The following is a 26,999-nucleotide window of genomic DNA, read 5'->3' on the forward strand; positions in this document are numbered from 1 at the left end:
GTCTAGATATTTTTCCCGTGTGACGATTTTTAGGGGCTCTGACGATTTAAGGAGGAAATATACCTATACGGGGTTACCATCAACTATTTCGCCTGTTCTCGCTTCTTCACAAACGCAAGCTTCTCTTCCGCTAACATGTTTCGGACTTTTCCTGGGCCGAGGTGACGTTCTGGCTCGCGTTCAATGCCTTGTTCCTTGAGGCTGCGGTGATCCACTCTTGCGCTATGTCCTCTTGCTTCCAGCTTCGCGTTGATGATGCCCGCCATTAACTCGCGCTTGGCTTGAACCTCTTGACGAAGTGTGGCGGGGTTGCGGCCACCTGACTCTTTTCGGCAGCCCCCTCGTTCGGGATGGTCTGGGTTGAAGCGACGAAATATCTGATCTAAGGGGCGGTCGATCTGATCTTGAATTCGATCCGACTCGAGCAGGTGTACGTGGGTGTTAGGCTGCTGGCTCAGTTTTCCGATTGATCGATGGATGGCAAACTGGTAGGGCTTTCCACTGTTGCTCCGCTCAATATATTCCATCACGATGGCCACATGATCTTGAGTATCAAGTTCATTCGGTAGGGCGATTTCCTGTTCACGTGACGCGCATCCGTTTGCACGTTCGTTCTTGTCAGCGCTCTTCCACACTGCTAATGGATCGCCATTTGCAACAGCAGGAAGATTTCCGTGACCCTCTGTCACCACATCATCTGCATAGTTGGCGTACTTGCCTTCTCGCGCGATATACCTCGATCGATCTGCTGCTTGTCCTTTCTTGTGACTCTTCAGTTTCATGTGGAAAATTGCCATTGATCTCTCCCTGGAGGTGCATAGTCAGAATGCGGTTCTGATTGATACCGGGAGTGAAGAAGGGGTCATTTCGACGAGTTTTTTGAGAAAGGGTAATTGCGCACACTCAATTCCCCTCACTACTATGTCTATTGACTATTCTGCTAGCTGTTCTCTCTGATAACGATGCTTCACTCCATACAAATACAGAGCTCAGTAAATAATTACTAGAGATGACTTATCCTGTTCGCTGGAGACAGTGGTTCATCGGATGTAGATCTCTCCCTAGGATCGTTCTGGGTGACTCTCCGTCTGTATATGCTTTAAATATTCCCTACTGCATTTGCTACGCCGCTGAAAAGAGAGAATCTTCCAGTATTTTTCTTAATCAGAAGTTACGTACGGAGTGGTATCTTGTTTTCTATGTAGTACTCTGTTTCCTCGACAATCATAAAAATACGAGGCTATGACATACAAAGTAATCATGACCAAGTCGTTCAATGGGGACTTGCGAAAAATACAGAATCAAGGACATAAGAAGATTGTCCAGGCAGTTCGGGCATCAATGACGGAGGCCGGGCTTAGCGGAGAGATCGTATCGTTACCTCGTACTAAACACGGCGAGTCCCGTATCCCTAACGTTGAAAAGTATGATCTTCCAGAGGCATACCGACTTGTAGTGCAACTGGTCGACGGTGTTGAGAAGTCACGTGCTTTCTTGTTTGTTGGAAATCATGACGATGCTGAACATTGGCTGGACACACATCGCAACTATCGTTGGACTAAAAGTGATTCAGACGGCACTCTCAACTTTGTCCTGGTGACGACAGAGGCGCCCCAGCGACATGTGCCAGCTGATCGTATGGATCTGGAGTCGCCTGAGGAGTTGCTTGCATTGCCTGTGCTTCGGACTCTTTCTGACGGAGACTGGAAGATCGTCAGCATCGACGCTAAGACGCGCAGCTTTGTTGATTCGATTACGGGGGAGAAATTCGAGCAGGATGCTGAAAGCATGATTGAGGCATTAGATCGAGATGTCGGCTACGAAAAGGCGAGCCTCATCTACGATCTGATGTGGCATGCTCATGCTAGAGAATGGACTGAGTTGACTCGCCGGCTGGAGCTTGAGAACGGGAAGTCGGCTGTGGTTCCACCAGAGGTTGCGGCCTTGGCTATGTCCTCAGCTGACAATAGCGAATCATTCTTTACCTTCGACGATAAAGACTTGTTGAGCGAGTTCATGAAAAAGAACACGCTTGCCGACTGGATGCTCTTTTTGCATCCGGAGCAAAAGCGGATTGTCGAAAGAGATCTCCGCGGTGCCGCACGACTCAGAGGGGTATCTGGAAGTGGGAAGACCTGTATCTTGGTACATCGTGCACGCAACCTGGCAAAGAAATATCAAGCGCCGGTGGTACTGGTAACGTTGACCGAGAGCATGCGTCGTCTACTTGATCGTCTCGCCGATGACCTATGCGGTGTGGAGCGGTCATTGATCGAGACTAAGACCATGAGCATGTTGGTTAAGGATACGCTGAATGATATCGGCGGGCGAGCGGCCTTTCCTCAGCAGATTCCGGCTGACAGGCACGATGAATTTGTTCACTCGATAGCTTCGACATTGCGTGAGTCAGGGACGCTTGATGGAACCTCGCTGGCATCTATGTCTGATTTGGTAGGTTTCTTGAACGATGAGATCTCCTACGTGCGCGGCAGATTGAAAGAGGCAGACCTCGAGCAGTATCTCGACGCACAAAGATTTCAGCGAACGGGAAGGGGCATTCCACTGAGCCAACCTGAACGGCGTATTGTCTTAGGGGCGATTGGCAGCTATCTGGATAGGTTAAAGGCTGGAAACTTGCAAGACCATGAAGGTTTTGTGTCATTGGCTGTGACGAGGCTAAATGAAGCCGCAGTTACTAAGCATCACTATCGCTGCGTTTTGTGCGACGAGGTTCAGGATTTATCAGAGCTTGATGTCACGTTCATTGGAAAACTCGTTACGTCAACTGGTGAACCGATATCCAGTATTGAAAATGGATTGTTCCTTGCTGGCGATGGTACGCAGAGTATTTACAAGAGAGGTTTTGCATTAAGGCGTGTGGGTATTGATATTCTTGGCCGAAGCTTTAGTCTCAAGAAGAATTATCGCAATACACATGAGATTCTGAAGGCTGCTTTTGGACTGGTGTCTGAATATGAGTTTGCTGACGTAGACGAAGAGAATATTAGCCGTCCCTCTACACCGGACTTCGCAAAGCGTCACGGTGCGAGACCGCTGTTGCTTCGCTGTGCGACACTGCAAGAAGAAGCGTCTGCTGTTGCACGATCGATTCATTCCTTGTTAGTCATGGGACAGACGCCAGGCCAAATCTGTGTGATTGGGCCTAATGTGAGAAGTCGCGACGAAATCAAGAAAATGCTTGATGCAATGGGAGTTCCCTCTATTGAGTTGCGGCAGGACGTGGACTATGAGAGTGACCGTGTGAAGATCAGTACTATTGAATCTGCAAAAGGTCATGAATTTAGTGCGGTATTTATCATGGGATTGGTGGAGGGTGTGTTGCCATTTGCAGGCATCGCACCCGACGGATTACCCCGGGAAGCCGCGCGCCTCTATGTGGCGATGACCAGAGCTCGCGATACTCTGACTATCACATATAGTCCTCGAGCAGGTCAGGGAGCGTCTCGCTTTTTGGCAGCGATCCAGGCTGATTGCGACGAAGGCCATCTGCGCAATGGAGAAATGCGAAGGGTCAGTTAACGCGGGGCAGTCAACGGAAACACCGGGAAAAATTATAGGAGGCATTCATCTAACGATGAGTCTCCTATTTTTTATTCGCGATGGTATGGGAGGTGGTAAAGAAAGACGTACAGGCTTGTCTGTTTTCTTTGACAACATCAAATGCAATCGGCTGGAGCCTGTGCCATTGAAGCGCCGTTGAAAAAAAACATAAAAACCTAATTCTTAGTATCTTCAAACTCCGAGATTGCTCGAAGATTTTATGCTCCATCTCATTCATTCAGATGAGGGAAATGCAGAGGGACTAGACGATACTAAAAAGGTAGCATGAGCATAAAAATCGAAAAATAATGTTCTAAAAAGGGGCGGGTGAAATGACATATAAAAAGAACTTAAAATTGCTTTTCATTGGACTTGTTATTGCACTACTGTCGGGCTGCTCGACTGTTCGTACCTACCAGGAGCGTGTAGATCTCATCAATAATGGGCCTGGAATTAATGTCAATGCGGAAGATATTGCGGCATATCAAAAGGCGCAAGCAGAAACACTAAAAACTCTCCTGGGATTGGCCAATTTGAGCACTGAACCGGGAGACAGCGCAGCCACATGGGATAAAGTTCTATCCGCAGGAATGACTTATAGCGATAGCCAGTGCGAGAAATACCTGCACGCCTTGTTTCGCTTGAATCGAAATCGACGCACGTCAACCGCTGAGCTAGGCCTACTGGGCGGAGCTACGGCAGGTATCATGGCCGCATTACATTCTGCCGCAAGAGAAATCGCGGTGACTGCCATTGCATTTGGCCTGGCAAGTAGCAGCATCGATACGATGAGTAATAACGTTTTATATGACTTGGATCCCTCCTCTGTTCGAACCATGGTGAAATCCATGCAAACTCGTTTCCGAAAGGATCTCGTTCAAAATACTTCCTTCCGAAACAGACCAGCGGTATTCGGGGTGCTTCAGGCGTATGCGGTGCTTTGTATGCCAGCCAATATCGAGGCTGAAGTTAATTTGGCGATAAAAAATGCACAACCAACATCGTCTTCTGTGGCGCCAGGGCAGCCTCCCACCATCACAAACAATGCAGAAGCCAGGCCTAGCCAAAGTCCTAAGTTAACCGCGGAAATAACAGCCGCTACACGATCTATTGAGTTGACTGAAGCTCAAAAGCAGAAGGCAGCAGCAGATGCCGCCGTGACTGCTCTCGGAAAATAGCTGGAGCTGAATCAGAAGCTATCTGATTTAAGATGCCGGCACATACGCCAGAAAATACACGTGTGCCGGCGCTCTAACTCGTCTAGTCCCTCAAGTCGCTTCTCGATCTAGCTTGTTAGACAGAGGTCAGAGTGGCTAACGCTATTCTGGCTTTGAAGTGTTTGATTACAAGAGAAGTAGTCTGAATTACGTAGCAAGACTTATTGAGATCATGTGGAACGATACTTATAAAACAGCAGTGGCGCCAATATTGGAGGATCTACTCAATGATGAACGGCTAGCACGGCTGTTCTCAGCGGCACCCCGTCACTGCGCACTGCAGTTATGGATTTTGCGGATTGACTCCGGGCAGTCTCTTGAAAATCGAGTGATCTATGGTCGCTTGCTTCCATACAGTCATTCCAGCGACCGTTGGTTCTCTAGCGACGACAATAAATTTCTTCGTTTTGGGGCGATCAAGGCGGAAGTCGCTCGGCTCAATCTTTACGTCAAAAGTGCTCACTGTGCGGATCTCTTACGAAAACTCACCGCGGGAAGAAGCATTTCGGAAGTCAGTAAGGAAATGAAGCTTGAGCTATCGAACGATTTGGTTACTCGATTCGGTAGCACTGTGCTCCCCTCCAACGATCTCATCTATCGCCCAGTTGCCTATCTGATCAACGGTGATGCGTATCACCTGAACTCACCCTCGAGCCCTCATGGTGGAGCCGGGGCGTTCAGTGCCTCGATTACGCAGACCAACAAAAGGACGTTGTTTGATTTGGAGCAGGGCCATGACATTGCCTTGGCAAAGGCGATCGTCAAGCGGTTGAATGCGGACACTGGCCTAGAATTCAACGGTGCCGATACTACACGTTTCGGAGATCTCGAACTGCTGGTATTTCCTGCGCTTGATGACCGAGAACGGCGCTTGTTGGAGGTAAACTGGCTCACTCTTCCGCATGCCTTGGTAGCCCGATTTAATCCCCTACAAGTGCCGCACTTCGGCGCATTCCAGTTTCGCTTGTGCATTGAGAACGATGGACAAGTTGTCTATTCTGCGTTCTCTATTGCAGAACGTGACGCGGAGGGCGTATTCGAATGTCGGTTCGAGTTGAGCGACCAACTGCATGCCAGAACCGATACCACTGAGTTGGAAATTTTCGGATTGCAGAACGGAAATTCTCGTGGTGGAACACTATGTTGCCGATGGCGGATCAACTATGTTCGGGAGATCCATTTTCAAGGGTACGCAGTGGGCCAAGGGGCCAGCCCAGTAAAATTCGACTGGTTGGAGAAAGGCGCTCGGTCCTCCGCGTCAACCCGATTAAAGACAGCTTTAACGATCAAGCGGGACAACCACGGATTCGCAAGTCGTGTCGGAGGACGTGGGGTGGATTCTTGGGTGCCCGTCAATCGGGATCTCCTCTCTCTCTTTTCTAGATTTCATCCTCCGAAATCAGAAGGGCAATTTTTCCTGCGCCGGAGTCAAGGAGACGGAGAAGGGCGGCTGCAGTTTGTGGAGTGGTTCAGGGCTCTGTTGGCAAAATATCCGCAGCAGCAGATAGTTATTTTCGATCCCTACTTTGATACCGCAGGGCTTGGCCTGCTATTCCTCTATGCGCAGTCCGACGCGGACTATGTCGTATTTACATCCTTACCTAAACTGTCTAAAGAAGAGAGTGTTTCGCAGGAAACGTCTGACAAGCCTACGCCTGAGCGGATTAATAACTTGGTGGCAGGATGTGAACGCAATGGGCATCTACTGAGACGGGGAAAACTACGTATTTTTGGCTTGAGGGAAGGCAGACTGCATGATCGCTATATATTGATCGTCGGGGAAGATGCTTTACCAGTCGCGGGTTTTAATCTATCCAATTCATTCCAGACTGTTGCTGAAAATCACCCCCTGCTTGTAACTCCGATTCCTGCGGATGTCTTACTAAAAGTCGAACAATATCAGTCAGGATTGATAGAGGAGGCTGAGTCAAAGCAGTCCCAAGGTCAGGCCGAGAATGCTGCGATGAAGCTTCTCTTTGATTCTACGAAGCTGTCAGTAACACCTAGGCGCTTTGAACCACTACGTTTTCTCGAAGAAGCTCACGCGGGGAACGTGCTCAGCATGTGGACTGGAGAGTTGTCGCTCCAAGGTTTGAGTGGGAATCTACTGAAGGAGCAGCTGGCAGCACTCGGAATGATCGAGGAAAACTCAATCACGTTGCCAGAGGCGGCGGGATTGTTCAACTGTATCCATCGCCAATCGGGGGATTTCTCCGATTTTTCTGCAACGTGGGAAATACTCGGAGAGGTACTTGCACATTCGCGTGACGGTGATAGCGGCCTTTCCAGAATCGAATCAGAGGGCATTTTTTTAGAATTCTTGGCTCAGTTTCTTGAAGCATCGTTTGGCCGGCTGCATGACACATTGGGGGGAGATATTTTTGTAACAGGGGCCGAATTTTTCCGAATGCCGATTGAGCGTTTGCTACATAGTTCGTATCATCCTCATCACATATCCCATACGACTAAATACGCAGGATTGAGTTGGTCGGAATACTATGCGGTCAAGCTCCTGTGGTTGTTTTCGCCGAATATTCTGGTGGAGATTGTCGAAGCCAAAATCATTGATGTGCCAATGGAGCCCCAAGGATCGGATGCAGTGCGGTTGTTAATGCTGAGTCAGATAGTCAGCCAGATTGCGCGGACGGTGCAGTTTGGCGTCACCGATTATCAACGAGATCGGCTTCTTCGTAGTAGTAGCGGCTTGCTGACGTGGATGGGACTCATTGCAGTAGAGATGCGGTTGGCAATGCCTGGAGGATTGGAAGAAGTACGTCGAATAGTCGCGGCTTTTTCCGATGATGAGCAGGTAAAAGCCTTGGGTTGGATGATTAACCGTGCGGCAAAAGATCAAGGGAACGTTGAGATCTATAAAGCGCTTGTCGAGGCGCTGCAAGATGCGTTGCCGAAAGTCATTCCCGCGCAAGGTCTGAAGAATTTGGTCGACTCCATGCGCGGCCATATGACCCGGTTGAGTTGGGCTGAGCCTTGGATGTTCCAGGATGTAATTTCTCCTTTACTGCAAAATGAACGCGTAAAAACTGACGACGCCAGTGAGATCTGGATTCAGGAATTAGCTATCTTTCTCGAGCCGGAAGTGAAGACTCAATCTCTACTATTTGAACTGGAACGTGAGGGTGAGACGACCAACATAGCAGCGTTTCTTTTCGCCCGAAGTAGCTCCGCCCGTCAATTGGTTAGTCTGGAATTACTGCGAGAAATTCTTAAAAAACAAAGAAAGATTATTCAACAGCCTCTTGCCAGCACTTCTGATTGGTCATTATGGGACAGGGCGTTGACAGTCTCAATGTGGCTTCTTGCCTTTGCTCGATGGAGCCAATATTACCTACGTGGGAGCGGAAGATCATTTCCTGAATTGGATGCTTTCGCGTTTGACGTTCACGAGCTCGCAATGGTCAAGCCAATCGATGAATGGCGCTCGGCGCATGTGGGAGAAGAGGGAGGGCTGGCTACATTCCTTGATCACGCCGAAAAGCTATTGGCCTCAATGGGAGAAGGCGAAATTTTGTAGTTTATTCAGTGAACAACAACGTTTTTCGATCAGTCGGTTCGAAGTCCAAGTCCAGGACGACGTAGTTCTCGAGCAAGGTATGTGGCGGCCTGGACAGTCGTTTTCTGCTAAATTAATGCAGGCAGCTGATCTTGCTCAGTGAGTGGAAGCCGCCGCAACAAGGGTGAGCCATCTGCAGTTTGATAGCCAACCTCTCAATCACTTCATATAAAAAAAGAGGGTGTCATGGGAATCTTAGTTGCAAAAAAATATAAAACCCAAATGTTCCTGAATTTTGCCGACCATACTTATGTCGAATGTGGAACTGGGGCGAAGGCTTGGTCTTGCTGGGGAGGGAAGAGTGGAGGCACTGCATTCAATCAAGGTATTGGAAGCACGAAGCGCGCGAATGCGATTGCCAAACCGAATGAGCGGGCCGGGATAACGACGTATCTTATCGACGGAGTTTGTCATCAAGCAGCAAACAGAATACTGTTTCCTTCGGGAATTCAGGTCGCTGGCGCCAGAGGCTATGGGCTGTCGCTTCAACTATTCGGGATTTATGGTCGTTCGACTTTTGATTTTCATCCTCATGTGTCCGGAGATTTGGTAGCTTGCGCCCAACCCAATAATTTATCGGAACACCAGCAAATTAAGCGAGCAATTGATATTAAATTAATTGAAAGTGCAAGACGCTTCAATATGACTGGCTTACGCCGTTTTGGCCGTGCCCAGCAATTTCATCGCTCACAAAATTTGAAGAGCTATCATGCTCTTATTCAGATTTTGTTTGCAGATAAGCTTTCGCTCAAACGCCAAGAGGGTCTAATGCAAGCGAAGTTCGATGCAGAAACGAGATTGTTCATTTTGGAGAAAGAATTAAAAACAGAACAAATTGGAGCGGTGGAATTCGTGAAGGAATTCAATAAGATGACAGAGGTATTCCAGGATGACTCAGCTAACGTGCTTACCTCAAAACAATATGAGACTGCGTTTGGCAACGATGTCGACAAAAGAATTATTCTCGCGGATCCCCAAGCACTGAACGACGCGTTTGGCCCAGGAACAAGTGAGCAAGTTTATGGCGATTCACCAAAAAATACGATTTCTCCGTAAATAATCTCAGAATGCCCTCAGATCTCAACCACGGCCCGAAATTAACCCGACAGCAGTTTGATCGGGCCGTTGTTGAGCTTTATGAGCGCCAAGGGCACACCCTTGGAACGCCACACGACGCAGAATTACGTCAACGAGAACTGAATCTACTTATCGACTATCGGTTGGGGCGGGATTTTCCTGCTGATCGTCGTATCCAGCTTTGGAAAATTCAACAAAGAATTGAACAGAGAAGATTTCGGACGCTAGCTCAGAGCGTACTTGTAAAAATTCTGCCCCGCGTCAAAATCAACAGATTTAACGTTTTGCTCGGCTTTGCCCGACAAAGCTACTCTGAAGTATTGACCTCTCAGGAAATCGCAGCCTTTCTTTCCGACGAATGATGGCTAAAGGAAACCTGATGGATGAGCTTGCCAAGGACGAGTGAATTGCGCTTCTCTGATGATATTGAATTGCTCATCCAGCTTTCTTAGTCCTAAGTACTAAGTTACTTCCTCTTTTTAAAAAATAAAAATATGTCTGAAACTCCTCCTTCTATTATTAAGATCATTGAGAGCGGTCGCTGGCGACGAGCTCTGTTTACAAGCTTCACCCTGTCACTTACCTACTTTGAGTGCTATATCCTTCCCAGGCTACGTGCTCAAGGTTGCAGCGCAATCGACATCTATGTTGATTCCTTAGGCTACCGAGATTCTTTAGTAGAACAGCGCAGTAGATATGCAGGTCGGGATTACACCGTCCACCCAGTAGACGTTAGCCCGGGAATTTTTCACCCCAAGCTGATCTATCTTTGGCCTGAAGATGGTGAGGACGATGTGTTTATGGTTGGTAGTGGCAATCTCACCTATGCTGGGCACGGAGGAAGCCTCGAGGTGTTCGAAGTTTTACGACCGCAGCTACATAGTTTGGCTTACGCCCAAGCAGCAGCCTTCTTCGGAGATTTACTTAATATAGGCAAGGACCGCGTCGATATTGGTGAAACTACTGAGCCGCTTGAGGGTCTGCAGCGCCGCATGTCCAGTCTTTCTGGAAAATACGCTAACGTAGAAGACGTCCAATTTATTCATTGTCTAAGGGAGTCAGGACTGCAGCAGCTCGTGCGGGAAGTACCGAACAAGAAGATCGACGAACTGCTAGTCCTTTCTCCGTATCACCATCCTGAAGGGGAACCAATTCGGTCCTTGGTCCAAGCGTTTAGACCTAAAGCACTGGCCATCGCCGTTGATGCTAGCGAAAAAACCTCCGCTTTTCCATTTGAGATCAGCGAGGAATGGGGCTTGCCAGTGCGTGCAGTTGTGGCGGAACCCTCGATAAAGCGCTCTGTCCATGCGAAATGGTATGAATGGCGTAGCCAAGGTAAGGCAACTCTGTTTACGGGGAGCTTCAATGCCACGATGGAGTCATTGACCACCACCAACAATATTGAATGTGGCGTTCTTCGACGCGATGCATCGCCATCAGAAAACTGGATTGATACTGAGTCACCGCCGTTTAGGAAACAGCCTTTCCCACGTACAAACCAAGCCGGCGGTGCGATAGTGACGGCATCCTTGTCCGGGATATCTTTGTCGGGCAAGTTCCTAGGCAAGATTCGCCAGATTCCACGTGACTGGACATTTAAACTACAAATCACTGGCCTGCCCGCGACGTCGGAACAAGAGATCACGATAGCGGAAGACGGTAGCTTTAAGAGCTCTCTTGAAAAAAGGATCGATGTAGATCAAGAGAATGCAGTTCAAATCTTGATGGAGTCCGGGGTCTTCCGTGCGCGAGGTTGGGTAAGCCTGCCTCAGCTATTGCACATTGGTGCCCAGCGCCGTTCCCTACTATCGTCTCTAGGCCCCATAGACCGTGGCTCCGAAAGTACGGCTGGTTTTGCAGAATTGTTAGCAATCGTGATGGACGAAATCCGGAGCTTTACTTCGGTACCTCCGCCCGTTCTTAACACGACAAGCAGCCAACCAAAGAAACCATCAGCGGAAAATCCGTCCAATAACGATGCCAGCTCAACCGGAGCCCCACGTGCAGAGATTGTCGATAGGCCATCCTTTGGGAGCGGCTCCTCACGAGATCGTCTCTTGGAGGCGTTAGCTAACGGCCAAAGTGGTTGGGCAGTCTGGGGAAAAATGGCGCACGTCTTTTTAGGTCTCCCCATTGACACGCAAGTTGATACGCCCCCAGAGAAGTCCGGTAACAAAAAGCGTTCCTCACGCCCTCCACGCGATCCTATTGTTCATCCGCCACTTGATGACGACATAGATCCGACAGCATACGATGAAGAAAAAAATGCGTTAGTAGAAATGCTGAGCCATTTTGACCTTCTCATCGAAAATTGCCGTGAAGAGTTAAAAAGACAGTTGAGTCGGAGTGAAATCACTGCCGAAGAACGTAGTCAGATTCTCTTGAATTTGGCAAACTTGGAGCGTACTTGGCTTCATCTGACCTTACGTGCGTATGTCGGGCCAATTGATGATGCGCCAGTCGCATTCCAAAAGATTGGGGAGTGGCTTCATAGCGCGGTAGATATCGCGTTCACCGGCCCATCGCAGGAGTTGATGTTATTCGAGTATGCCGGTTGCTCTTCTATTTTGGCCTATCAAAATGCTGCCCGCCCTGATGCGTTGACGGAAGCACTGGCGCAACTCCAGTCATCGACAACACCTGTTCCGAAATCTGTTCGAGCGGTGCAATATCTTGAAGCAGCCTTCGGAGGATCTCCCGATATCGAACGCATCCTGGATTTAGCTGTTGACTGGCTTAATTCACAAGTCGGGCACGCCCTTGTACGTGGAGAGGTCGAGCAAGCGCTTACGGCGCTCGCGCGTTCTTTAGCTCAGCCCACACCTAGATCACAGGTGGCTCGTTACTTCAAAGACCGACCTATAGTTTCTGACGTCAAGGAGTGGTATCCGCTTAATCCTACGATGCTAGATCTCTTGCGTAGGGCGGCTCAACCAAAAATAGGGAGAAAATCATTTGGTGCGGTTGATGTGCGCACCATTCTCGGCTGTCCTGTCTGCTACCAAGACTTACGAACGACAAGCTCTGGACAAGATGTAAAGCGACCAGACCCTACGTTACTGGCGCAGCTAAAGCTCTTCTGTGTAGCGGCATGCCCAAGATGTCAGGCGCCTTTAATCAACCATATTGCCGTATCAGAGTGACTCATGAATGCTATTGCTCACGCCCCCTTCTTTCTCCCGCCTCATAAAGGCGAACCAGGTGGAGTCGATTATTTAGGACTACGTGCCATCAACTTGGAGATGATGGACGAACTGCTCCCTGGGTTAAACAACGTAGCGAATCGCATTCGGCCATTCTCGTTACTCGCCTGGACTATCTGGGCCTATGAGGACTCTCATCGAGAGCATGGCACTCTAATGGCGGCCAAGGAGTACGCTTTATTTCGAGAGAAAATCGAAGCCCTTTTCATTATGAGTCATCAACTCGCTGGCATCTCGTTGACGGGCACCGCTGGGGCCCAGCAACGTATTGATCAACGTAAATTAACGACGTTGAAGTTTCCCAGTATGGGGCGGCAACATGCGAATTCATTGATCAACGCTGTCAATTATGGTCCCGGTTTAAAAGGTAATAGTGGCTATCAATTCGCCTATTCCCATCCAGAAATTCCTCAAGCTTTTCTTGTAACCAAAGCAGGAGCGCGTCTCGCACTGGCATTGGACGAGCGGCTTCGCAAGAAATTGTCTGATACGAATTACGCATTCTTACGTGCACTCGATGACTTTGAGATCTCTACGGAGAACGTCGAAGCTTTTGCGACCGCCTGGAATATCGAAAAACCGTCGAAACAGGAAAAAATTCAATTCTTCTCTCGTTTTTACCCAACCAATTCTTCTGTACCTCAAGAGCAAGAACGCAGCGCTACTCTTGATTTGATTCTGGCAGTGGTAAATTCGAACTCGGAATATCAAACCGTTGGTGATATTCGTCGCACGATGACCATGAGTAATTCTTTGGATCTTCCCGACGATGTGGTGCGAGCGCAGTGGCGTTGGCGTGCCTTGCAGCTGCGACAGGCACAGAGACTCGCCTTGGAATCGTTGTTCGGGTATATAGAACGCTGCATCTGGCAAGAGGACATGCATAGCACTTTGCAATACGCGGCACGTATGACTGAAGCTGTAAGCAGCTCTCGTCCCACTTGGGATGTTAATAGCGTGCTTGCGGATCGTCTTGCTCAATTCTCAGGAATGGCCGCCTCAGCACATGCTTTATTCGAGTCTGGCTGGACGAATTCAGAATGCGATATCGTCAGCTTGTCGGCGGACCTGGCTCAAGAGATGAAAAATCTCTCGCTGAAGGATGATGTCATTGCCCAAGCACTTGATCTATTAATTCTCGTGAGCGTATTTACTGAACACTTTCTTAGCGATCACGACCTTAAAAAGTATGTGATCAATCGGTCGACAACGCGCTTACCATTAGATGCGTGGGCAATAATGGTTCGTAGCCGATCCGGGGAATCATTGCAGGTATTCCTTGAACAACTTATCGAGACATGGCTTATTTCACAGCATCTTGGCGTCGCTGCGTCGCGGTCATCATTAGATAGCAGCCGTATGCGGCTAAGCATTGATGATGCAGGGATCAGTTCTCTGTTAGAGGCAGAGAGCCAATGTTGGTCGCCGGGATTAACCGCTGACCGAGTTATCACAGCGCTGTCTCTGCTGAGTGAGTGCGGAAAAATAGAAAGCTACTTAGGTGAGGACAACCAAATTTATTATTTGGGCTCAACGTGACCCTTACTCGAAGACCATAGCTCTCAGACAGATGCTGTCAAGCTTGTTCTCTATAAAGTCTTCGATGTCGGAAATCGGCCAGAAGCGGACAAGTCAAGAAAATGAAGTGCGTCAGATTTAATTGGATATTGCCACGGAATCTACTGTCAGCATTGTGGATGCGCAACGGAGAAATTGGGAGTTGTTGGACTATGATCACATTGATGCTCGTCGAACTGTGCTCATCCTTTGGAACTTTCACCTTGTGACCATGCCTAGGCACCGACCTGCGGGCTGCCCATTGATGCGTATCACTCGCGGGCAGTAGAAAGACGAAGGTCCTCCAGCCCTTTTCCAGTCCAGCGCCTTAACGCTCTGCGGAAGTTCGCCGTATCGGAAAATCCCAGTAGCATTCCGATATCATCAGTACTCATCCTTGAGCTTTGCAAATACTCGAGCGCTAACGTACGCCGCACATCGTCCAGAATTTGTTGGAACGAAGTGTCTTCAAGCGCCAACTTTCGACGCAGTGTCCGAGGCGTCGTATTCATGCGCTCCGCCACTTCTTCCATCGATGGGAAATTGCCGGGAACCGCCATCAAGACGCGATACACCTCTCCTGTTGCGCCTTCCGATATCTTAGCCTGGCCTAACAAGCGATCACATGTCTCCTGGACCAAGGACGCGGTCAGCTGATGTGCCATCTTGGGCTTTCTGTCCAAAATGGCACTGTCATAAAATAATTGCGTCTCTACTTTCCCGAATTCGCATACGCAGCCAAGGTATTTCTTGTAGAGCGCCGCATGTTTGGGCCGATCGTATGGAATTTTTGCTCCCATGGGCGGGCAGTCGAAACCGGCAACCTCCTGCACATGCGTCACGGTAATGGCGAGCTGTAGCTCGAACAAGAACCGCCTCAGCTCAGCGGATGGTGGAGAAACAAAATTACCTGGAAAGCGCCATGTCACGACCTGATCTCCCTCTTCCCAAATGGCCGGGAATGGTGGTGTTGCCAGTCGGCGGTATTTCACCGCGAGACGAAAATATTCGCGAAGCGAGAGGCACGACATCAGCGCATAGCCGTACATCCCATAGGCTGACAAGTGCAAGCGGCTACCAACCTCGAACGGCGTGGCCGGATCTTCGCTCAAAGCGATCGCGTTCTCACAAACGGTTAGAAACTGTTTGATCGAAGTAAGCGCATTGGGATTGTGCAACTGCCCAGGCGACAGACTTGTCCCTGCAAGCACCGATTGAGCAGGAATGCCCTGCTCTGCCAATACCTCCACGACCGCATTGATCTTGTACGGCGCATAAATGCGCTCAGTTGCCTTCGGCAGAATTCCCGACATTAGCGCCTCTTCACGTTGTCCCTTGATGACCTGCATGATGGCCGAAAATGACCTTTCTGGTTTCAGCGTATCTCATTACTATTCTGGATACAAGGCTTGACGGTTCTACGTCCTGGCCATTCAAAACAAAATATCGGAGACAATCATGCCCTCTATTCCGCCTACCTCCTAGATTAGCTCGTCGCCGTCGATGTCCGGAAAGTAGTGGCGTTATCCATCGCTCATCCATAGCCGGAATTCTTTGAACGGGTTGCTGCCTGCGCAGCAGCCAGGGGGTCTCATTTTTTCTTTTTTTCCTTGTCCATTCGGACCTGGAGAATCCAGGAGCAGCAGAAATGCGTACAGCTATCGTTGGCGCCGGATCGCTCGGCACCATCATTGGAGCGTTCATCAGCAAGGCCGGACGTGACGTCCATCTGATCGACAGCAACAGAGATCACGTTGATGCACTCAACGAGCATGGCGCCACGGTGACTGGATCGATTAGCTTCAATGCCCCTGTCACGGCTTTCACGCCCGATTCGGTTTCCGGCATGTATGACCTGATCTTTCTGCTGACAAAGCAAACTCACACGCAGGAAACGCTATCCCGTTTGCAGAAGCATCTGCATTCGGAAAGCACGGTTTGCACGTTGCAAAACGGCATACCCGAACTGCTGGTCGAGAAGATGGTGGGAAAGTCTCGCACAGTGGGTGGCGCCGTGGGCTTTGGCGCGACGTGGCTGCGACCGGGTGTGTCGTCCTTGACATCCAGCACGGAAGCGTTGGAAAAATCAGCGTTTGAGATCGGGGAGATTGACGGCGTCGAACGGCCCAGGCTCGCCCTCATCAAGGAGTATCTGGAATGCGTAGGAAGCACCAAGATCCTGACCAATCTGATGGGTATCCGGTATTCCAAGCTGCTGATGAATGCAACGTTCAGCGGTATGTCGGCCGCCTTGGGTTGTACCTTCGGTGAAGTACTCCAACATCCGCAAGCCATGACGTGCCTGGCGTTCATCGCCGATGAGTGCATCAAGGTCGCCCATGCCCAGGCCATCCGGTTGGTTCCGATGCAAGGAGAGGATTTTGAGCACTTCGAGCTGAGCAGCGCTCTCGACATCCCGATCAAGATACCTCTCTATCAAAAGATCTGGTCTCAACATGTCGCCCTCAAGGCCAGCATGCTGCAGGACCTGGAAAAGGGGCGCGCCACGGAGATTGACTATATCAACGGCGTCGTCTGCCGCCAGGGCCGGGAGCACGGCGTTGCAACCCCGTTCAATGACAAAGTTGTAGAGATCGTTTCCTCTGCCCAACGTCAGAAAACCCTGACCTCATTCGGCAATCTCCAGCAATTCAATGGCCTGCTGGAGCGGCACGCTGCCGCGCTCCCAAGCGCTGCAGCCTGGGTAGCTTAAACCCTCCCGCTTGTTATTCGTCCATTCATTACCGCCATTGCGATTGGAGCTGTTTCATGTCTCGTAAAAACAAGAAAATCATTATTACCTGTGCCATCACTGGCGCGATTCACACACCTACTATGTCCGACGCGCTTCCCTACAAGCCGGAGGACATTGCCAGGCAAGCGATCGATGCCGCAGAGGCCGGAGCTGCGGTGCTTCATCTTCATGCACGTCATCCGGAAAACGGGTCTGTATCAATCAATCCCGACCATTTCATGCAGTTCCTGCCGCAAATCAAGGCAGCGACCAATGCGGTCGTCAACCTGTCCACGGGCGGCAGCCTGACCAACACGATGGAAGAGCGCATCGCGCCCGCCCAACGCGTATCGCCAGAGATGACCTCACTCAACATGGGCAGCATGAACTTCTCGATGCATCCCCTGGCGGATCGCTACAAGGACTGGAAATTCGACTGGGAAGAAGCGTATCTGCGCAATTCCGATTCCTATATCTTCCGCAACACCTTCCGGGATATCGCCTTCAGCGCCAAGGAGTTGGGAGAGAAACATCACATCAAGTTCGAGCACGAGTGCTACGACGTCGGCCACCTGTACAACCTGAAGTTCTGCATGGACGTCGGCATGTTCAAGGCCCCGGTCTTCATTCAATTCATCTTCGGCATCCTGGGCGGCATTGGCGCCGATATCGAGAACCTTGTCTTCATGAAGCGTACCGCTGATCGCCTCTTTGGCGACCAGTATCAATGGTCTGTACTAGGGGCCGGCGCCGCCCAGATCAACTTCGCCACAACGGCTGCAACGATGGGAGGCCATGTTCGCGTGGGCTTGGAAGACTCTCTTTTCATTTCTCGCGGCAAGCTGGCGACGTCAAATGCGGAACAAGTCACCAAGATCAGAAGGATCCTGGAGGACCTCGGCCACGAAATCGCAACCCCGGACGAAGCACGAGAAATTTTGGGCCTGAAGGGAGCAGACAAGGTCACTTTTTAGTAGTCAGCTGATTTATCCATAAAAATCAAAGGAGACATGATGAACCATTCCGTTACCCGGCGCCCTGGCCCTTCCGCGCATGCTGCGGCAATACGCTGCGCCATAAACCAAGCGACGCTCGCGGCGTCTTTGTTCGTGATCGGGGCTACTGCTGCGCAGGCCCAGATTTCAGATGACAAGATCAAGATCGGATTCGTGACCGACATATCGGGGCCGCTTGCCGACAACGACGGGCCAGGCAGCCTGGAAGCCATCCGCATGGCAGTCGCTGACTTCGGTGGAAATATCAACGGAAGGCCCGTCGAAATTCTGTGGGGCGATCACCAGAATAAGGCTGACAACGCCTCGGCGAAGGTACGGGAGTGGGCTGACGTGCAGCATGTCGACATGGTCATTGGCGGCGCCAATTCTGCTGCCATGCTGGCGGTGAACCGACTGGTGGAGAGCAAAAAGTTTGCCTTCCTGGTCGTGTCCGCCGGCGCCACTCAGTTCACCAACGAAGAATGCACACCCTATACCGTGCAATACGCCTACAACACCACGGCAGTTTCCAGGGCACTGACCACTGCCGCAATGAAGCAAGGGGGCAAGTCGTGGTATTTCCTGACGAGTGACTATACGTTTGGCCACTCCCTGGAAGCTGAGGCGACCAAGATCGTCAATGAACAAGGCGGAAAAGTCCTTGGCCGGGTTCGGCATCCCCTTAATTCTGAAGACTTCTCGTCCTTCTTGCTCCAGGCCCAAGGATCCAAGGCTGATGTACTGGCGCTGGCATCATCCGGCAGCGACACCTTGAATGCGATCAAGGGTGCACGTGAGTTTGGATTGACGAAAACCATGAGGATCGCCGGACTGCTGCTGTTCATGAACAATATCGACAGCATTGGCTTGAAGAACGCCCAGGGGCTCTTGCTCTCGGAACCTTGGTACTGGGATCAAAGCGACGCATCACGTGCTTTTGCGAAGCGGTACTTTGCGAAGACCAAGCGCATGCCCAATAGCCTGCAGGCAGCTAGCTACTCTGCAACTGCCAACTATCTGGCGGCAGTGAAGGCTGTCGGCAGCGATGACCCTGCCAAGGTTCTCAAGCACATGCGTTCCGTAGGTGTGAACGATATGTACGCGAAAGGTGAAATCCGCCCTGACGGCCAGATGGTGCACGATTTCTATCTGTACGAAGTCAAGAAACCAAGCGAATCCAAAGGGCAATGGGATTATTTGAAGCTCGTCTCCACTACTCCAGGCAATGATGCTTTTGCGCCGCTGTCGGAGTCCAGGTGCCCAGCGTCCAAGCGTCCGTAGTCGCTGTAAAAATCCTTCTTGCCACGGTGTTCTCAGTTTCCCGTGGGGCAGAACGTGCTTTGCCTTGGATGCAAAAAAGTCGCTTAGTGGCGACTTTTTTTTGGTGTTCACTGATGCAGGCGGCAAGCCGCCGTTATCAGCGCCAGATATTCTATGTTTTCCTTCAATCGTTCTAATTTTTCATTGTCGGCTTCCGGCAAGAACAGACATCATGCATTACGCCTCGCACAACTCTCACCTGACTATCAATGCTCAAACTGCTTAGTAAACTTTTGGGACGAGACGTGGCCGCCCCACCTGTGCGGCTAGATTCCTATTTCGCTTTTTTAGCAATAACTGCTTGTGTGCGTTTTGTATTTGCGTGACGCTTAGCCGGGATTTTCTCAGGCTTTATATCGCCTCCTATGATGGTCGCGGCCGTCTCTTGGAAAAGCTGGCGTAACCATAAAACCGAAGGGTCGTTGTCGCGGAATTTGTGCCACTGAACATTCTCCGTAAAGTGGGGAATATCTGCAGGACAGGGTAAGAGCTTCAGTGGGAACTGCTTTGCAATCTTCGTTGCGAGTCTGTGCGGAAGAGTTGCAATCATGTTGGTTCCGACGAGCAACTCGGGAACAAGGGAGAAGCTTGGCGCCACAATAGTCTGCTTCCGATGCTTGTTGCTGGCAGAGATTACGCGGGTGTCGAAGGTTATTCTGCGGCCTCCACCCCATTCCACACTGATGTGATTCGCATCGAAATATTCATCAGTGGTCAGTTCTTCCTTGTCTTTGAACACTCCGTTCGCACAAACCAAACAAGAAAATTTGTCTTCGAATAGCTCTTCTTTCGGATGACCCTGGACAGTTGCATAGTGCGGAATGATAAGAATCTCTGCATCGCCATTCTCCAAGTTGTTCGGCGTCTGGGGGCTGATTGACCGCAGGTCGAATTCCATCATCGGCGCCAAGACCGAGGCGCGCCTGATGACCTCTGACAAGAAGATATTTATGACGTAGTCGGACGACTCGATAGTGAATTTACGAGTCGACGTCGACGGGTCGAATGACGGGCGTGCGCGGGTGATTGTCTGCACCTGCAAAAGCACGTCTCGCACCGGCTTGATGAGGCTTGAGCCCAGCGGCGTCAGCGCATTTGTTTTCCCAACAGATACGAGTAAGTCGTCTTCGAAATACTCGCGAAGTCTCGCAAGAGCGCAGCTGGTGGCCGGTTGGCTGAGGAATAGGCGCTCCGCCGACTTGCTTACGCTAAGGGTCGAGAGCAGCGCATCGAGGACAACCAACTGGTTCAAATCGAGCTTATTGAATCTCATGGCAATGTATTTACACCGTAAATGTATGGGATTTAAACAATCAATTATACAAATGTAATGCCAAACCTATAATCCACTCAAGCGGTGAAGAACAACCGTCAGCATTCAACTACAACAGGAGAGAGACGGTGATTGTTCAAAATGGAAGTCCACGTTCGAAATTCGGACAGTGGGGGCTTGTCGTCACCCTGACGATACTGAGCATGCTGGCGCAGCTCGATAAAAACATCCTTGTGCTGATGGTCGCGCCGATTCAAAAGACCTACGGTGTCAGTGACGTCGAAATAAGTTTCCTGATTGGTGCAGCATTCGCAATTGCTAACATCGCTGTTGGCATCCCAGCAGGCTGGATGGCAGATAAGTGGAATCGCCGTGTAGTCATCGCTGCCGGTGTCGTTATTTGGTCCTTGGCATTGTCGGCGAATGCGGTGGCAGCAACCTTCTTGGGCCTCGTGGTCGCTCGTGTGATTGTCGGCGGTGCTGAAGCGCTCATCCCACCCTCGTCATATTCGCTTATCCGTGACGGTGTTGATGAAGACCGCCGAGCGCGTGCTCTCTCCATCTACACGATGGCCCTGATGCTGGGCACCGGCCTGTCGCTGGTCTTGGGTGGCCCGTTGCTTGCTGCAGTTCACAACGCAGGATGGACGTACATCCCGGTGCTGGGCCACGTCACCTCGTGGCAATTCACACTGTTCCTGATTGGCGCAGTGGGCCTGCCGTTGGCACTGACTGTGTTCCTGAATCGTGACCCAGGGCGGTCGGCTGCCGCGCCGGCTGAGCTGGCCGCCTCGAATGCACGCGCATCGTCGTTACCCAACTATCTGTGGATGAACCGCACTTTCTTCATTCCCATTCTGCTGTTTGTCGTCGCCAACGCGATTATCACCTTCGGTATGGCGGCGTGGTTGCCGGCAATGGCGGGTCGCAAGTTCATGCTCGAGATGCGTACGTTTGGTCTTTCGCAAGGCATCATCATGCTGACCGCCGGCCCACTGGGCCTCTGGCTAGCCGGTATCGCGATGCAGAAGAAGAATGCCAATAACCCGCTCGGTCGCATCATGTCCGTCGGCCTGGTGTCGAGCCTGGCGATGGCCGTTATGCCAACCGCGCTGGTCTTGTCTACGAGCTTGCAGTGGTTCTGGACCATCAACTGCTTCGTCGTCTTGAGCTCCTGGACCTTCATGTCTGTCACCTCTGTGGTCATCGCACGCACCGTGCCGGCTGCATCTGTTGGCCTGGTAATGGCGATTGTGCTCTTCCTCAACGGCCTGGTCGGCCAAGGTTTCTCGCCGACGTTGATTGCACTGGTCGGTCGCTATGTCTACGGCGGTGGCGAGCATGCGCTGCCCTATGCGATGGCAACGGTGTTCGTTGCGGCTGGATGCATCGCCTGCTTGGCGGCGCTGAGATTGGTTTTTGTAGTGCAACGCAGATTTACAGGCGGAATCACAGCCGAACCTCAGAATTCGGCCGCCTGACTAAATAAAAAACAGGGAGACATGACATGTTGAAGAAGACTTTATTTGCAGGAGCAGTGACGCTCGTCGCCGCGTCGGCACATGGCCAGACGCAGAACGTGACGATTTCGGGTGTGTTGGGTGCAGGAGTGTCCTACACGAACAACGCAAGCTACCCCAATGGCGGTGGCCGCATGCAGCAAGGCAATACCCATGCCGTTCCGTTCATCGCATTTACTGGCCGTGAAGACCTTGGCGGAGGCGCGTCCGCCATCTTCAAGTGGGCCAATTACGTGCAACTCGATACCGGTGGCTTCAGCCCCTTCGAGACCTTCGTGGGATTGAATTCGAGGGATTGGGGCACCGTGACGCTAGGCAATCAATACGACTTGTTGGCCGATTTGGTCCCCTACACATCTGAGCGCTTCACCTCGAACCTTGCGACGCATCCGGGCAACCTGGACCGCACGGTCGGCAATCCGCTGAACAGCCTGGTCAAGTACAAGTCGCCGGAGCTCAATGGCTTCCAGTTTGGCGCCCAATATGGCTATGGCACACCGACATCGACTACCAATAATGGCAATACGATGGGTTTCAGCGCCAGCTATTCAGCCAACCCGTGGCAGTTCTTGGCCGTGTGGGAAACGGTCCACGACGTGCCTTACTCGCCGCGTAGCTCTTTGGGTGTGCCTACGCTGTATGGAATAGACCTGGTGAAGAACCCTGCCACCAAGGTAGCGCAGAACCAGAACACGGCCAGCGCCGGCGTGGTGTATTCCGACGCCGGTTGGCGTCTGATGAGCAACTACAGCTACACCAAGCTGTCCGCACTGGGTGTCTCGGCAAAGGCCCAGAGCATCGACCTGGGCGCTTACAAATATGTCACCACGGCCCTGCGATTGGGCGGTGGCTACGGTTACACCAAGCTTGAGAACTACAAGTGGAACATGGTCCATGCCCACGCAGATTATGCCCTGTCGAAGCGTACCAGCCTCTATGCGTTGAGCGTCTTCCAGGCAGCTGGCCAGGGACAAGTCGCCGCCATGCGGCTCCAGCCTATCGCTTCTACGAACAGGCAGGTCGTGTTTGAGGTCGGCATCACGCATGTGTTCTGACCCAAGTTAAATAGTTTTTGTTCGTTCAACTCATTCATACGGAGAGTGAAAATGCAGTGGGATGTGGTCGTAGTCGGGGCAGGGCCCTCGGGTTTAACAATGGCGGGTGAGCTCGCAGGCGCCGGCGTGAAAACCCTGGTAGTTGAGAGGCGCACCGCAGGCGTCCAGTCGCGCGCAGGAACTATTCTTCCTCGTGTGCTTGAGTTGTTCGACGCCCGCGGTATTGCTGACCGTTTCATCAACAAGACGAAGCAAATCGCTCCGTATCCCTTCCGGCCGTCGCACATCTGGTCTGGATTCCATCCCATTGACTGGAAGTATCTGGATTCGCGATTTGGCTTCACGCTGGGCCTTCCGCAGAATCACACCGAGGAAATCCTCTGGGAATGGGCGAAGGAGTGCGGTGCCGAAGTCGTCTCGGACAGTGAACTCATCGACCTTCGCCAAGATGCCGAGGGGGTAACGATTCTGGTGCGCTCGTCCGCCGGCGAAGAGAAGGAAATCCGCGCGCGCTATGTCGTGGGCGCCGACGGCGGCCGCAGTGCCGTCAGAACAAAGCTGGGCCTCGACTTCGAGGGCCATTCAGGCACCTTCCGCGGCATAGTGGTGGACGCACATCTGGAAGCGCCGTGGCCGGGCGGCCGTATCAACGTCGATAACGAGATGGGTTGGATTCGTGGCTACACGTTCGGTGAAGGCATTACCCGCTTCAATATCGTCCACCGCGACAGGCGCCATGCCCCCAAAGAGGAGCCGGTCGAGCTGCCGGAGGTGCTCCAGTGCCTGCAAGATGTGCACGGCACCGACTATGGGATTACCTCCTATCACTGGGCTTCGCGCTTCGATGACCAGATGCGCAGCGTGAAGAAACTCCGTCAAGGCCGTGTGTTCCTGGTCGGCGAGTCGGCACGCATCCACTACCCGGCCAGCGGCGTGGGCATGAACTTCTGCCTGCAGGACGCCTTCAACTTGGGATGGAAGCTGGCGAACGTGGTGAAGGGCCACGCCAGCCATGAAACCTTGGATACCTATGAATCCGAGCGTCTGCCGGTCATGCAGCGGCTTCTGGAGAGTGTGAAGGCGCAATGTGCGCTGCAGTTCAACTTTTCCGAGGACGCCGTCGTCCTGAAGCGCCGCATGCAGGAACACATCATCCCGCTGCCGGATGTCCAGAAGAAGCTGGTGCTGGAGCTATGCGGCCTGGAGTCTCCGTATCCCCGAGCCGAAAGCGCACACCCGGCGGAAGGGTTGCGTTGCCCCGACATCCTGCTGACGTTGCTGGATGGCTCCACGTCCAGCATGCTGTCGCTGCTGCGCTCGCGCAAGTTTCTGCTGCTGGACTTGGAGGGCTTCAGCAGCCAGTTCGCGGACCTCGATGTCTCGAAGTACCCCGTCGACGTAGTTCAGGCGCGCCTGGCGAAGATTCCTGATGTGCTCGGCGACGTGAAAGCCCTGCTGGTCAGGCCTGACGGCTATGTCGCATGGGCCGGCAGCAAAACCGGTCTGGCGGACGAAGTCGAAGGCCGGCTTTCGAAATGGTTTAAAGGGGGGCTCTGATGCAAACGCAGCGGAAGCTTTTGAAGGGCGGCTGGGTCATCAGTATGGACCCGAAGGTAGGTAACCACCGTTCGGCCGATATCTTGGTCGAGGGCGAGAAAATCATGGATGTCGCTCCCAATCTGGACGTGGCAGATGCCGAGCAGATTGATGCTACCGGGATGCTTGTCATCCCGGGCTTTGTGGATACCCATCGGCACACCTGGCAGACTTGCGTCCGCCATCGCTATGCCGACATAGACCCGCAAATCTACTTCGCCGAGATGTTGGGGGCGAAGGGCGCCGCCTATCGTCCGGAAGACGTGTATATCGGCACATTGTTGGGTGCGGTCTCCGCTCTCGACTCCGGCATCACCACGATGCTGGACTGGTCGCACATCCAGAACAGCGCCGAGCACACGGACGCTGCGGTTATCGCCCTGCAAGACTCCGGCATGCGCGCCATCTTCGCCCACGGCTGGCCGCTAGTCGATGGCGCGTCATGGATGTTCAACAGCCAGCGCGGCCACCTGGAAGACATCCGCCGCCTGCGCCAACAGTTCTTCTCGTCCGATGACCGGCTGGTCACTCTGGCGATGGCGGGCCGCGGCCCTGAAATGGCCACCCGGGACGTCTGGTTGGGCGACCTGCGTCTTGCTCGCGAGCTGGGCATTCGCTCCAGCATTCACATGGGCGCCTATGCGCGAAACGCCAAGGTACGCGCAATCGCGCAGATGCATGAAGCTGGCGTCTTGGGCGAGGATTTGACGTTCGTCCACTGCTGCTGCTCCCACGACGACGAGATTTCGATGATGGCCGACGCCGGTGTCACGGCCTCCCTCGGGGTGCACTGTGAGCTGAATGCGCAGGGTATCGGAGACATTCCCTTTGACCGTCTGCTGGCGGCCGGCATCCGTCCCAGCCTGAGCGGCGACACGGAAACGAAATGCGCCGGCGACATGTTCACTCAGATGCGGCACGCGTTCGCCTACTACCGCTCGTGGATGGGTGGTGGGCATTCCAAGGCCAAGGGAGCTCCGGAAACGATGACGATGAGGGACGTGCTTGAATTTGCGACTTTGGCTGGTGCGAAGGCGACAGGCCTGGACAGCAAAATCGGCTCCCTGACACCCGGCAAGCAGGCGGACATCGTCATGATTCGTGCTGATGACATCAACCTGGCGCCGGTCTCGGATGCAGTCGGCGCAATTGTCCTGGCAGCCCATTCCGGCAACGTGGACTCGGTGTACGTTGCGGGACGCGCGGTTAAGAAGGCGGGCAAGTTGCTGTCCGTGGATGTTAGCCAGGTGCGCGCCCGGGCCTTGAGCTCGCAGCAGTTCGTCCTGGGGCTGCCGTGATGTCGACTCAGTCCATGCCGGCGCTGGACCCGCAGCTGGCGGAAATTGTCCGCAAAGTGACGGAAGCCGGCGCACCCCCACCGTTTTCTGGAACGCCGGAGCAAGCCCGGGGCCGCATGCGCCAGGCAATCGAGCGAGGCAGGGCGGGGAAAACCCTCCCGCAAGTGCTCTCGACGCAGGATGTTCTGGTTTCCGGCTTGGTCAATGGCCAGCTTGTCGAGGTGCCAGTTCGCGTTTATCGACCAAAGGCTAGCCAGGGGAAGGTGCCGACCATCGTGTTCTTCCACGGCGGGGGCTTTGTCCTGGGCAGCATTGAGCTCATGGATGACGTTGCTCGCAAGATGTGCCGTGATACCGGAGCAGTTGTCGTCTCTGTCGATTATCGGCTGGCACCAGAAAATCCCTTCCCCGCCGCCCACGATGACGCCCTGGCTGCAACCAATTGGGTGGTGGATAACGTGGAGTTGCTCGGTGGTGACGCAACTCGGGTGGCAGTAGCTGGAGAGAGTGCCGGCGCCAACTTGGCTACGACCGCAGCAATTCTGTTGTCACGAGAGCGTCCCAAGAGCCTGGTTGCCCAGTTACTGGTTGTGCCCGGTGTCGATATGGCTCGCGACGTATCCGAGATTGAGGACCGTGGAATCGACTATCCCATGCTCAAGCCCAGCGATTTGCGCGACATATCGAGGCTGTACATGGGGGACCAAGCATCTCGAGCGAAAGGTTTTCCTCCCTCACCGCTTCGTGCATTTTCCCTCGATGGAGCCCCGCCAGCGCTCGTCGCAGTGGCAGGCCACGACCCGCTGAGGCAAGAAGGATTGGCCTATGCGGAAAAACTGTCGCAGAACGGTGTTCCTGTGAAGGTGCTCAACTTCGACAGCATGTTCCACCTCTTCTTCGGGATGTTTGAAGCGTCGGCCGGGGCATGCCTCGCCAATGACGAGATTTGCCAGGCTTTCTCTCGCTGGATTGAGGCCCATTCCAGCGAGGACGCGGGATGCAGCGCCGCTAATTTCAGCTGA

At 52.4% G+C, this 26,999-nt stretch carries 18 protein-coding genes; 15 read left to right on the plus strand and 3 right to left on the minus strand.

Going from position 1 to position 26,999, the window contains the following annotated elements; translation table 11 throughout:
- Positions 1-83: 83 nt before the first annotated feature.
- The gene (locus DXT88_RS05970; RefSeq protein ID WP_265211972.1) at positions 84-797 is read right to left on the minus strand and encodes a MobA/MobL family protein; all 714 of its coding nucleotides are present in this window, start codon (positions 795-797) and stop codon (positions 84-86) included.
- Between the two features lie 463 nt (positions 798-1,260).
- Between DXT88_RS05970 and DXT88_RS05975 the strand changes: the two genes are divergently transcribed.
- The 7 genes from DXT88_RS05975 (at position 1,261) to DXT88_RS06005 (ending at position 14,168) form a co-directional block, all read left to right on the plus strand.
- Positions 1,261-3,540 carry a 3'-5' exonuclease gene (locus DXT88_RS05975; RefSeq protein ID WP_265211973.1) on the plus strand — a complete coding sequence of 760 codons (2,280 nt, stop codon included), beginning with the start codon at positions 1,261-1,263 and terminating at the stop codon, positions 3,538-3,540.
- 353 nt (positions 3,541-3,893) lie between these two features.
- Positions 3,894-4,739, plus strand: coding sequence for a hypothetical protein (locus DXT88_RS05980; RefSeq protein WP_265211974.1), 846 nt, complete (start codon positions 3,894-3,896; stop codon positions 4,737-4,739).
- Between the two features lie 211 nt (positions 4,740-4,950).
- The gene (locus DXT88_RS05985) at positions 4,951-8,310 is read left to right on the plus strand and encodes a VPA1262 family protein (protein WP_265211975.1); all 3,360 of its coding nucleotides are present in this window, start codon (positions 4,951-4,953) and stop codon (positions 8,308-8,310) included.
- 225 nt (positions 8,311-8,535) lie between these two features.
- On the plus strand, positions 8,536-9,405 hold the full coding sequence (locus DXT88_RS05990) for a hypothetical protein (RefSeq protein ID WP_265211976.1): 870 nt from the start codon (positions 8,536-8,538) through the stop codon (positions 9,403-9,405).
- Between the two features lie 11 nt (positions 9,406-9,416).
- Positions 9,417-9,788: a hypothetical protein gene (locus DXT88_RS05995; protein WP_265211977.1), complete on the plus strand. Its 372-nt coding sequence runs from the start codon at positions 9,417-9,419 to the stop codon at positions 9,786-9,788.
- A 132-nt stretch (positions 9,789-9,920) separates the two neighbouring features.
- Positions 9,921-12,569: a phospholipase D-like domain-containing protein gene (locus DXT88_RS06000; protein WP_265211978.1), complete on the plus strand. Its 2,649-nt coding sequence runs from the start codon at positions 9,921-9,923 to the stop codon at positions 12,567-12,569.
- Between the two features lie 3 nt (positions 12,570-12,572).
- Entirely contained in the window at positions 12,573-14,168 is a 1,596-nt protein-coding gene (locus tag DXT88_RS06005; RefSeq protein ID WP_265211979.1) for a hypothetical protein, read from the plus strand.
- 290 nt (positions 14,169-14,458) lie between these two features.
- On the opposite strand, the gene DXT88_RS06010 is transcribed toward DXT88_RS06005, so the two are convergent.
- Positions 14,459-15,499, minus strand: coding sequence for an AraC family transcriptional regulator (locus DXT88_RS06010; protein ID WP_265212181.1), 1,041 nt, complete (start codon positions 15,497-15,499; stop codon positions 14,459-14,461).
- 335 nt (positions 15,500-15,834) lie between these two features.
- Between DXT88_RS06010 and DXT88_RS06015 the strand changes: the two genes are divergently transcribed.
- The 3 genes from DXT88_RS06015 to DXT88_RS06025 are packed head-to-tail and all read left to right on the plus strand — an operon-like array spanning position 15,835 to position 19,196.
- Positions 15,835-16,899 (plus strand): ketopantoate reductase family protein, encoded by a 1,065-nt coding sequence (locus DXT88_RS06015; RefSeq protein WP_265211980.1) that lies wholly within the window; start codon positions 15,835-15,837, stop codon positions 16,897-16,899.
- Between the two features lie 56 nt (positions 16,900-16,955).
- Positions 16,956-17,894: a BKACE family enzyme gene (locus DXT88_RS06020; RefSeq protein WP_265211981.1), complete on the plus strand. Its 939-nt coding sequence runs from the start codon at positions 16,956-16,958 to the stop codon at positions 17,892-17,894.
- Between the two features lie 39 nt (positions 17,895-17,933).
- On the plus strand, positions 17,934-19,196 hold the full coding sequence (locus DXT88_RS06025) for an ABC transporter substrate-binding protein (RefSeq protein ID WP_456152238.1): 1,263 nt from the start codon (positions 17,934-17,936) through the stop codon (positions 19,194-19,196).
- Between the two features lie 313 nt (positions 19,197-19,509).
- Here DXT88_RS06025 and DXT88_RS06030 read toward each other — a convergent pair whose 3' ends face one another.
- On the minus strand, positions 19,510-20,508 hold the full coding sequence (locus tag DXT88_RS06030) for a LysR family transcriptional regulator (RefSeq protein WP_265211982.1): 999 nt from the start codon (positions 20,506-20,508) through the stop codon (positions 19,510-19,512).
- 203 nt (positions 20,509-20,711) lie between these two features.
- Here DXT88_RS06030 and DXT88_RS06035 point away from each other — a divergent pair, with 203 nt between their 5' ends.
- The 5 genes from DXT88_RS06035 (at position 20,712) to DXT88_RS06055 (ending at position 26,999) form a co-directional block, all read left to right on the plus strand.
- Positions 20,712-21,989: an MFS transporter gene (locus tag DXT88_RS06035; RefSeq protein ID WP_265211983.1), complete on the plus strand. Its 1,278-nt coding sequence runs from the start codon at positions 20,712-20,714 to the stop codon at positions 21,987-21,989.
- Positions 21,990-22,015: 26 nt separating this feature from the next.
- Positions 22,016-23,083 (plus strand): porin, encoded by a 1,068-nt coding sequence (locus DXT88_RS06040; protein ID WP_265211984.1) that lies wholly within the window; start codon positions 22,016-22,018, stop codon positions 23,081-23,083.
- 99 nt (positions 23,084-23,182) lie between these two features.
- Entirely contained in the window at positions 23,183-24,640 is a 1,458-nt protein-coding gene (locus DXT88_RS06045) for an FAD-dependent monooxygenase (RefSeq protein ID WP_407649272.1), read from the plus strand.
- Positions 24,640-25,977 (plus strand): amidohydrolase family protein, encoded by a 1,338-nt coding sequence (locus DXT88_RS06050; protein WP_265211986.1) that lies wholly within the window; start codon positions 24,640-24,642, stop codon positions 25,975-25,977. Before DXT88_RS06045 ends, DXT88_RS06050 begins: the two co-directional genes overlap by 1 nt.
- Positions 25,977-26,999 carry an alpha/beta hydrolase gene (locus DXT88_RS06055; protein ID WP_265211987.1) on the plus strand — a complete coding sequence of 341 codons (1,023 nt, stop codon included), beginning with the start codon at positions 25,977-25,979 and terminating at the stop codon, positions 26,997-26,999. The genes DXT88_RS06050 and DXT88_RS06055 overlap by 1 nt, the downstream gene beginning before the upstream one ends.

Origin of the sequence: Herbaspirillum lusitanum, from assembly GCF_026127345.1 — a bacterium.
In the GTDB taxonomy this organism is placed as follows: domain Bacteria; phylum Pseudomonadota; class Gammaproteobacteria; order Burkholderiales; family Burkholderiaceae_D; genus Herbaspirillum; species Herbaspirillum lusitanum.

Bases quoted from the DNA above. Each gene is read 5' to 3' on its own strand.
- DXT88_RS05970 (WP_265211972.1), bottom strand. From the start codon at position 797: ATGGCAATTTTCCACATGAAACTGAAGAGTCACAAGAAAGGACAAGCA.
- DXT88_RS05975 (WP_265211973.1), top strand. From the start codon at position 1,261: ATGACCAAGTCGTTCAATGGGGACTTGCGAAAAATACAGAATCAAGGA.
- DXT88_RS05980 (WP_265211974.1), top strand. From the start codon at position 3,894: ATGACATATAAAAAGAACTTAAAATTGCTTTTCATTGGACTTGTTATT.
- DXT88_RS05985 (WP_265211975.1), top strand. From the start codon at position 4,951: ATGTGGAACGATACTTATAAAACAGCAGTGGCGCCAATATTGGAGGAT.
- DXT88_RS05990 (WP_265211976.1), top strand. From the start codon at position 8,536: ATGGGAATCTTAGTTGCAAAAAAATATAAAACCCAAATGTTCCTGAAT.
- DXT88_RS05995 (WP_265211977.1), top strand. From the start codon at position 9,417: ATGCCCTCAGATCTCAACCACGGCCCGAAATTAACCCGACAGCAGTTT.
- DXT88_RS06000 (WP_265211978.1), top strand. From the start codon at position 9,921: ATGTCTGAAACTCCTCCTTCTATTATTAAGATCATTGAGAGCGGTCGC.
- DXT88_RS06005 (WP_265211979.1), top strand. From the start codon at position 12,573: ATGAATGCTATTGCTCACGCCCCCTTCTTTCTCCCGCCTCATAAAGGC.
- DXT88_RS06010 (WP_265212181.1), bottom strand. From the start codon at position 15,499: ATGTCGGGAATTCTGCCGAAGGCAACTGAGCGCATTTATGCGCCGTAC.
- DXT88_RS06015 (WP_265211980.1), top strand. From the start codon at position 15,835: ATGCGTACAGCTATCGTTGGCGCCGGATCGCTCGGCACCATCATTGGA.
- DXT88_RS06020 (WP_265211981.1), top strand. From the start codon at position 16,956: ATGTCTCGTAAAAACAAGAAAATCATTATTACCTGTGCCATCACTGGC.
- DXT88_RS06025 (WP_456152238.1), top strand. From the start codon at position 17,934: ATGAACCATTCCGTTACCCGGCGCCCTGGCCCTTCCGCGCATGCTGCG.
- DXT88_RS06030 (WP_265211982.1), bottom strand. From the start codon at position 20,508: ATGAGATTCAATAAGCTCGATTTGAACCAGTTGGTTGTCCTCGATGCG.
- DXT88_RS06035 (WP_265211983.1), top strand. From the start codon at position 20,712: ATGCTGGCGCAGCTCGATAAAAACATCCTTGTGCTGATGGTCGCGCCG.
- DXT88_RS06040 (WP_265211984.1), top strand. From the start codon at position 22,016: ATGTTGAAGAAGACTTTATTTGCAGGAGCAGTGACGCTCGTCGCCGCG.
- DXT88_RS06045 (WP_407649272.1), top strand. From the start codon at position 23,183: ATGGCGGGTGAGCTCGCAGGCGCCGGCGTGAAAACCCTGGTAGTTGAG.
- DXT88_RS06050 (WP_265211986.1), top strand. From the start codon at position 24,640: ATGCAAACGCAGCGGAAGCTTTTGAAGGGCGGCTGGGTCATCAGTATG.
- DXT88_RS06055 (WP_265211987.1), top strand. From the start codon at position 25,977: ATGTCGACTCAGTCCATGCCGGCGCTGGACCCGCAGCTGGCGGAAATT.